This is a genomic window from bacterium, from assembly GCA_035281585.1.
Taxonomy (GTDB): domain Bacteria; phylum UBA10199; class UBA10199; order DSSB01; family DSSB01; genus DATEDP01.
Map to the genome: position 1 here is coordinate 1 of DATEDP010000108.1, position 7524 is coordinate 7524.

Genomic DNA, 7524 nt, shown 5'->3' on the forward strand with positions numbered 1-7524 from the left:
CGGCGCAACAGCGAATTCAAAACAACCGCGAAGGAAGCAACTACGAGGTTTTGGAGGGGATCCGACTCGTGGGTGAGGAGGCGCCTTCCTCCGCGGTCGATTCCTTGTGGCGCCGAGCTTGGGGCGAAGAATTGCGTCAGGTTCAAGCCCGGGCCAACTCCGGCAAGCCGATGATTCGGGGGTATGTCGGCGGACTGAAGAAGGTCCTGGGCTAGTTCAGAGGGGAAGCTTCGTTGGGGATAACGAAGCTCAAGGGTGCTTAAGGGAAAGCCGATCTCTAGGGGAGATCGGCTTTTTTATTTTCGAGCATTGTCATCCCGAGCGCTCGGAATGACACCTACCGTCATTATTTTTTACAAAAAATTTGCACCGCCATCTTGTGGTTTTCGTTTCGACTCTCTATCCTACGTGGCGAATCGGTCGCCAGGACCGAGGACCCCGCGGACCTAAAGAGGAAACCAATTGAATCCACTCATGACGAGCTTGTCGCGCACGCTCGAGGACTTCATCAAGTCTCCGCGCAAGACTTTGGAGTCGCTTTTGCCCGCGCCGTCCTTGGGCGAAATTCCGCAGCAGCTCAAGAAGCTATTCTCCTTCGAGTACGATGACACGCCCATCGATCAGCGCTTCTACGGCATGCATCGTCATTGGCTGAAGCTGCTCCACGATTATTATTTCAAGGTCGAGCATGCCGGCCACGCCGATGAAGTGGCCGATTTGGCCTCGCGCGAAAAGGTCATCCTGATCAGCAACCACGCCAACACCCTCGAGGCCGCGATCATCTGCTATTATTTCTACGCGCGGAATTTGGGGATCGTCCGCTCCTTGGTTTACAAAGAGGCCTTCCGGCTTCCCTTGGTCCGGGAGATCTTCAAGAGCGGCCAATGCCTTCCGATCAGCGTCGCCGCCGGCAAGGAAGCCCTGAAGCGCGACCACATCCTGCTCTTCCCCGAGGGCATGGACTTCATCAAACACTACATCAAGCGCGACTACGTGGTGAAGTTCCACAAGGGCTTCCTCAACATCGCCCGCGAGTATCTCTTGGAGAATCCGGGGAAGAAGGTCCACATCGTGCCGGTGGGCCACGACGGCATCGACTACACCATCAAATTTTGGATCATCAACCAGCCCTTCCTGGTGGAAAAGCTGATCAAACCCTACCTTCACTACCCCTATTTCGTGGTGCCCAAGGCGCCGTTGATTTTTCCGACCCACGCCATCTTCAATTGGGGCCGCCCCCGCGAGGTCAGCCTCGGAGAGCTCAAGACCGAGAAATCGCTGGTCCGCCTGACCCACGAGTTCCGGGGCGAGATCGTCCGGCTGCGGCACCGGGCCCGGGCCCTCCGCAAAATGAGCAAGAAAGCGGAAGAAGCGTCATCCTGAGGACCCGAAGGGGCCGAAGGATCTCATACCCACCAAGTAGTCGGAGATCCTTCGCTAGCGCTCAGGATGACAGCCGTAGGGAAGCTATTTTTATTGCTTGAAAATCAGGCATTCGCCGTTAACATGCGTCCCATCCTGAAGTGAGCAAGCGTCGGCTAAGCCGATGCGCGCGGCAAATTCGAAGAATTTGCATAGTAAGATGAGCCCCTAAGAAAAGGAGAGAGGCATGCAAACTACCGATATTCTCCAGTCGATCTTTCGCTGGTTCCACGTCGTGGCCGGAGTCCTGTGGATCGGACTTCTATATTACTTCAATTTCGTCAACGGCGCCTTCGCGGCGACCATGGATGGCGAAACCAAGAAGAAGGTCGTTCCCCAGCTCATGCCCCGGGCGCTCTTTTGGTTTCGCTGGGGCGCGGCTTGGACTTGGTTCACCGGCATTTTGCTCGCCATGCTGGTTTTCTACCACGGCGGGACTCTCTTCGAAGGATCGGTCAATTGGCAGGTCCCGACCTTCGCCATGATCGCGGTGACCTTCTTCGGCTTCATCATCTATGACATCATCATGAAGGCCCTCGGCACCAAGAACCTCAAGGCAGCGGTGGTCCTGTGCTTCCTGCTGCTGGCCGGGGTTCTTTACCTGATGGGCCACTGGGCCGGCTGGAGCTACCGCGGCTACACCATCCACATCGGCGCGCTGCTCGGCACGATCATGGCTTTCAATGTTTGGTTCCGGATTTGGCCCTCGCAGAAGCAAATCATCACCGCGGTCCGCGACGGCCAGGCTCCCGACCCCAAGGTCGTGGCGCTGGCCGGCCTTCGCTCCCGCCAAAACACCTATATGTCGGTGCCCCTGATCTGGACGATGATCAATGCCCATACCACTTGGGCTTCGACCTGGTGGTGGTCCTTGCTGATCGTGATCGTCTTCGGCTGGATCGGCACCTATCACCTGCTCAAGAAGGCGACCAAGGTTCCCGGTTTTTAGGGCCATTAGCGGGTAGTGAATCCTTCGCTTGGCTAAGGATGACAAAGAAAAAAGGCGGTCCCGCGGGACCGCCTTTTTTGTTGAACAAAGCCTTCTCACTTCGGAGGCGTTGGAGGCGACGGATTGTGAGTGGTTTGCTTCACCGCTTGGCGGGCGGCCCAGCGCTTTCCGCTGCCCCGGCCTTTGAAGTAACCCCAGAGCATGCCGATCAGCCAGCCGCCGAGCAGCGGGAGGCCGGAGTAGAGGCCGTAGAATTTCAGCTTCTGCATCCAAGGCAATTGCTTGATCAAGGGGCAGAGCTCCTTGGAGTTGCGCGGCGCACTGGCCACCGGAACGCCCGGCATCGGCACCGGCTTGGAGAGGGGCCGGTCGGCGCTGACCGTCGGCGCGGCTGGAGTCGCTGGCGCTGGCGGTACCGGGGGCGGAGCCACGGCGGTCGGCGAAGCCGGCGGAGCGCCGGCATCGGTGGCTGGGGCGGTGCCGGCTGGCAGGATCTCGAGGGTGTATTCACTTTCCGGCGGATCGTAGCCGCCCGAGACTTTCAGGACATACTCGCCGGCCTTGGCGATCGCAGCATTCTCGATCTTGGCGACCGCGCCGGGATTGGGCGCATGACCGCGGGCCACTTCGACACCATCGGCATCAAAGAGGGTGAGGTTCATGTGGACTTTTTCGCTGATCGGGCGGACCCGCAGGTTCAAGGCGCCGGCCGGGAGGTTGACCTTATAGGTGTCGACCTCGTCGTTGGGATTGACATAGCCCTTGATCGTGCCCGGCTGGATCGAAAGGGCGCTGTCGCGGGTGTCGCCGGCGTCTTGCTGGCTGCCGGCGTCGAAGAGCTCGCCGAGCTCGACCTTGAAGCGGTGATCCTTGTGCTGGTTGTCGTAGGCCGAGCCGACGAGGATGTAGTACTTGCCGGCGCCGTCGAGCGGCACCGGGAAGATGATCCGCCGGGAATCGTTCTTCCCCCCGATGATGTTCTCGACCTTGAGCTGGCTCCGATTGGGAGCTTGCAGCGAGATCGCGGCATAGGGGTTGAGGTTCTCGGTGTAGCTGTTGTCGGGCTTGATATCGACGCCCTTCTCGCCGGTTTCGAGGCTGACGATGATTTTTTGGCCGGGCTTGGCTTCGACCGAGAAGTAGTCGTATTGATTGACGCGCTGGTGGTGATTCAGGCGGAAGAGCTTATTGGGCGCCAGCGGAACGGCGGTTTCGAAGTTGTCGCCGCCGCGGATTTCCTCGCCATAAACGGAGGCGCCGGCCTTCTCAATGACCAGCGACTCCTGGGTCAACTTCTGGAGCGAGGAAGTCAAGCTGGCGGCGTCGCGGGCGTCGAAGTACTGGCCGCCGGTGGCGGTGGCGATGGCGGCGAGCTGGTTCTTGGCATTGGCGTCGACGTCGAGGCCGATGACGTTGATCTTGAGCTTGAAGCCCTTGGCCAAAAGGGCCTTGGCGGTGGCCACCGGATCGCCGCCGCAGCTTTCCTCGCCGTCGCTGACCAGGATGATGGTCTGGGCCTCGTCGGCGCCGGCGGTGAAGTCATTGGCCGCCTGCTCCAAGGAATAGGCGATCGGGGTCTGGCCCAAGGGGTTGGTGGCGTTCACCAGGGCCAGGAAATTCGATTTATTGATCGGGCCAAAAGGCAGGACCAGCTCGGTGTCCTTGCAGCTCCCGGCCTTGTCGGCCGGCGGAGTCCGATGACCATAAAGCCGGAGGGCGACGATGGTCCCGTCGGGGATGCCTTCGATCGCCGAGGCGATCGACTTTTTGGCGGCGGCCATCCGGCTCTCGCCGCCGGCCTGGGCGTTCATCGAGCCGCTGACGTCGAGGATGTACTCGATCCGTGAGGCGGCCGAGGCCTGGGCGGCGACCAGGGCGATCGAGAGCGCCGAAAACCAAATAAGTGAATGATTTTTCATGAAATCTACCCTCCTTAACAGGATCACCAGACCCCACTTTGTAACGCTTGGTTAAAGGGATGGCCAGCAACTTTAGAATCGGGTCGACGAAAAGGAGGTTGTCATTATGGGGAAGCGGTGCGATCAAAACATCGCTGATTTATGGGGGCAAAATGATATCGTTCTTCAAAGCCACGGGCCTAGACTCGGTTTTTCCTAGCAACGAGGTGGCAACAAATCCCAAGAGTCTTTTTGAATTGGACGAAATCGAAGAAAAGAACCGAATGAAGCCGGTTATCAATACCCTGGTGGGACTTGCCGGTGCCCAAGCCTTTTTTGGCGTAGGCAAGATCCCCGGATTTCCTTTTGGTCTTCTTCATAATGCCCGGGGACTTCCCATTCTTGGGTTAAGAGGCGGAGCTTTATTGGGATACCAAGGAGCTTTGCTCGCGGGATCCTTTGTCTCGGGAGTGATGATGGGGTCGGGCTTGAACTACCTTCCGCAATTTCTTGGCGCCAAGAAAACCGTCGGCCATCATTTGGGCGACGCGGCCATCGCGGTCTTCGGTCCCTGCGATCGCCACGGCACTTTCTTCAAAGTCGGCCAATTCCTCGGCCTTGCCTAAGCGGATCATAAAAACTAAAGAAAATGATCAAGGTGCAGATAGGAGGTTTCCTTGACCTTGCTGAACTCCTTGTCGTTGCCGATGATGGTTTGGCAGCGATGAACCCAGGCGCATGAGGCATGGATGGCGTCCGGGGTTTTTAGACGATAACGGGCCCGGAATTGGGCCGCTTTATCGGCTGTTTCCAAATCGATGGGATGAATCGTCATGTGGGGAAGGTTTTTCAGGAGACTCACCTGGGTCAGGGCGGTCTTACTCTGGCCCAACTGGTAAGGTTTCACATTCAGCTCGAGAATGCTTAAGACGGAGATATGTCCTTCATGTTTTTTGTTTTCGATGGAGTTGAAAACGACTTCTGTCAAGGCGGAATAAGGAAGGATGTCCTCGAGTTGGTAGATGAGCAAGCTTGTGTCTAAGTAAAGGGCTCCGGCCCTATTCAAGGCATGAATAAAGGACGCTTTCTTTACCAAGACTTCCTCTCTCGAGAGAGGTCCTTTCGAGTATAAGTGCCTTTAGAAATTCCCTTTAGAGCCGTGGAAATTCTCTTGGGCTTGGGCATCAGAAGGGTAACCCCATTTAAGGTTTCAACGATCAGCTTATCCCCCGCTTTGACGCCCATTCCTTCCCGGGACTTTTTCGGGATTACGATTTGATATTTTTGGCTGATTTTGGCTTCGGGCACAATTTTAACTCCGCTTTACTATTAACACACCGAGTAAAGTGAGTCAATGAGCCCAGCCTCGTCGGCGCCGGCGGTGAAGTCATTGGCAGCCTGCCCCTCCTTAGGCGAATCTCCAGACTCCTCGTTGTAACTCTTGGTTAAATCGATGGCCAGCAACTTTAGGATGGGAAAAGCGATGAGGGCCCTATGATTTCATTCTTGAGAGCCGTCGAGGGCTTCAACTCGGTATTTTCCAGCAGCGATTCAACGACCACTCCAGAGATGCCGCCGGCCGACTTTTCTAAGAAAAACGTGGTCGACCGAGTGGATCGAGGTTTCCGAATGCATCGGGGTGCGGTGGGGTGGGGTATTTTATCGGGTGAAATTCCAGTAGCTTGTCTTTTATTCTCGAGCGCTGGGAGTGTGGACGCAAGTCTAGCCGCCAGCGGCGTGAGAGCTCTTCGCTTGGCACCGAGCGCGACGAGAGCGGTCGCCGTGCCCCATCTGGCTGCCAGCTTTCTTGTTGGGCTGGGGGTGGGCATCGGCATCAATTATCTGCCGCTCGCCTTCGGTGCCAAAAAAACCGTCGGCGATCAACTCGGTGATGACGCCACCACTCTCTTCGGCCCCTGCGACACTCAGGGAACCTTTTTCAAGGTCGGCGAGTTTTTCGGTCTCGCTTAGTCCTTTCCAAGACCAAACGCTAGAAGTGTTCCAGGATCGCCGCGCCGCGAGTGAAGCCCGCGCCCTGAGCGTAGAGCGCCAATCTCGAGGCCGGCTTGAGCGTGCCGGCGCGGTCGGCCGTTTGCCAATTGACGATGGGCCCGCAGGCCCCGAGGTGCGCGTACTTCTCGTAGGTTGTCAGCGCCGCCTCGATGGGCAAACCTAAGTGCTGGGCGATCGCTCCGGGGATCCAACCGCGCGGCTGGACGCTGAAAAGGTGAGTGAGTTGTTCGACGCCCAGCTTGGCCTTGGTGGCGGCCTCGCGCAGCGTTTGGGCTCCATACTGAACCGTGTCACGCATCAGCTGCTTGGCCTGCGGCCTATTTTTGCTGCCCAAGCGATAGTCGCCGCCCCCTTTCCACCAGGGGGCTTCATCCTCAGCGTCGTCGTTGCGCACCCAAGCGACCGCATCGTAAAACTCACCATGAGTCTGGGCATGCAGAGTGACGATGCGCCAGCGCCCCCTCGGGCCTACGACGCAAGCGGTTGCGGCGTCACCCAGGCCCGGGGTCGCGGGATGCAGCAGGGGGACCGCGCGCAAGATCAGATGAGACTGGGTCAGAAGCACGTGGCGCGCAAGGCCGGCTTCGACCATACCGGCGGCCATCATGAGTTGGGTGATCAAAGTGGAGCAACCGGCATCCGTACCAAAGGCCACCGCCCGTGTCGCTCCGAGTCGATGGGCCACCAGTCCGGCCGTCGGAGGGAGAATCCGATCGAGTACCGTGGTGTAGGAGATCACCGCGTCGATTTGATCGGCCCTCACCCCGGCGTCTTCAAGCGCCGCCCGCGCCGCCGCGTATTCGGCGTCGGCGGCCGTGATGCCGTCAGCGGCGACGCGCCGTTCGCGAGCGCCTAGAAAGGGGTCGATGGCCTCGAGCTCAAGGTACCGTTCCGCGAGGGCGGCGGCGTCTCCCAGCGGCGGTGGTATGTCGTTGAAGGTGCGGTCGCCGGCCCGAGCCGCCGCCCTGAACTCCGGCGGCCAGGCATCATTGCGCCGGACCGTGCTCGGGTGCCAGCTGCCGAGTCCGCTGACCCAGGCTTTCATCAGGACCTCCCATTGGCGGCATTGGCCAGCATCGACATATGCTGGAGGGCCTCGACCCGGCCGCCGCCGCGGATGCGCACGCCGCGATCGATGCGGATGTCGAGCAGCGCCGGCCGGCGCTCCCGCTGAAACCGCTCGAGCAGGCCGGGGATGCAACCGGGACGGTGGACCGTGGCCGCCGCCAGGCCCAAGGATTG

9 protein-coding genes are annotated in these 7524 nt (G+C 59.1%); 5 read left to right on the forward strand and 4 right to left on the reverse strand.

Annotation, left to right across the window (positions count from 1 at the left end; translation table 11 throughout):
* The 3 genes from VJR29_08660 to VJR29_08670 form a co-directional block, all read left to right on the forward strand.
* The coding region (locus VJR29_08660; protein ID HKY63475.1) for a hypothetical protein at positions 1-215 on the forward strand (215 nt) is incomplete at its 5' end.
* 247 nt (positions 216-462) lie between these two features.
* Entirely contained in the window at positions 463-1383 is a 921-nt protein-coding gene (locus VJR29_08665; protein ID HKY63476.1) for a 1-acyl-sn-glycerol-3-phosphate acyltransferase, read from the forward strand.
* Between the two features lie 226 nt (positions 1384-1609).
* Complete coding sequence (locus tag VJR29_08670; protein HKY63477.1) at positions 1610-2371, forward strand: urate hydroxylase PuuD; 762 nt, start codon at positions 1610-1612, stop codon at positions 2369-2371.
* A gap of 95 nt (positions 2372-2466) precedes the next feature.
* On the opposite strand, the gene VJR29_08675 is transcribed toward VJR29_08670, so the two are convergent.
* A complete protein-coding gene (locus tag VJR29_08675; protein HKY63478.1) occupies positions 2467-4290 on the reverse strand; it encodes a VWA domain-containing protein in 1824 nt (607 codons plus the stop codon).
* Between the two features lie 59 nt (positions 4291-4349).
* On the opposite strand from VJR29_08675, the gene VJR29_08680 reads away from it, so the two are divergent.
* A complete protein-coding gene (locus tag VJR29_08680) occupies positions 4350-4895 on the forward strand; it encodes a hypothetical protein (protein HKY63479.1) in 546 nt (181 codons plus the stop codon).
* Positions 4896-4909: 14 nt separating this feature from the next.
* Here the strand turns inward: VJR29_08680 and VJR29_08685 are convergent, their stop codons facing one another.
* Complete coding sequence (locus VJR29_08685) at positions 4910-5365, reverse strand: PIN domain-containing protein (GenBank protein ID HKY63480.1); 456 nt, start codon at positions 5363-5365, stop codon at positions 4910-4912.
* Positions 5366-5763: 398 nt separating this feature from the next.
* On the opposite strand from VJR29_08685, the gene VJR29_08690 reads away from it, so the two are divergent.
* Positions 5764-6240, forward strand: a complete 477-nt coding sequence (locus tag VJR29_08690; GenBank protein HKY63481.1) for a hypothetical protein — start codon at positions 5764-5766, stop codon at positions 6238-6240.
* A gap of 19 nt (positions 6241-6259) precedes the next feature.
* Here the strand turns inward: VJR29_08690 and VJR29_08695 are convergent, their stop codons facing one another.
* Both VJR29_08695 and VJR29_08700 read right to left on the reverse strand, forming a co-directional pair.
* The gene (locus VJR29_08695; protein HKY63482.1) at positions 6260-7327 is read right to left on the reverse strand and encodes a 3-oxoacyl-[acyl-carrier-protein] synthase III C-terminal domain-containing protein; all 1068 of its coding nucleotides are present in this window, start codon (positions 7325-7327) and stop codon (positions 6260-6262) included.
* A partial coding sequence (locus VJR29_08700) for a hypothetical protein (protein HKY63483.1) occupies positions 7327-7524 on the reverse strand: 198 nt, incomplete at its 5' end. The genes VJR29_08695 and VJR29_08700, both read right to left, overlap by 1 nt.

Bases quoted from the DNA above. Each gene is read 5' to 3' on its own strand.
- VJR29_08670 (HKY63477.1), top strand. From the start codon at position 1,610: ATGCAAACTACCGATATTCTCCAGTCGATCTTTCGCTGGTTCCACGTC.
- VJR29_08675 (HKY63478.1), bottom strand. From the start codon at position 4,290: ATGAAAAATCATTCACTTATTTGGTTTTCGGCGCTCTCGATCGCCCTG.
- VJR29_08680 (HKY63479.1), top strand. From the start codon at position 4,350: ATGGCCAGCAACTTTAGAATCGGGTCGACGAAAAGGAGGTTGTCATTA.
- VJR29_08690 (HKY63481.1), top strand. From the start codon at position 5,764: ATGATTTCATTCTTGAGAGCCGTCGAGGGCTTCAACTCGGTATTTTCC.
- VJR29_08695 (HKY63482.1), bottom strand. From the start codon at position 7,327: ATGAAAGCCTGGGTCAGCGGACTCGGCAGCTGGCACCCGAGCACGGTC.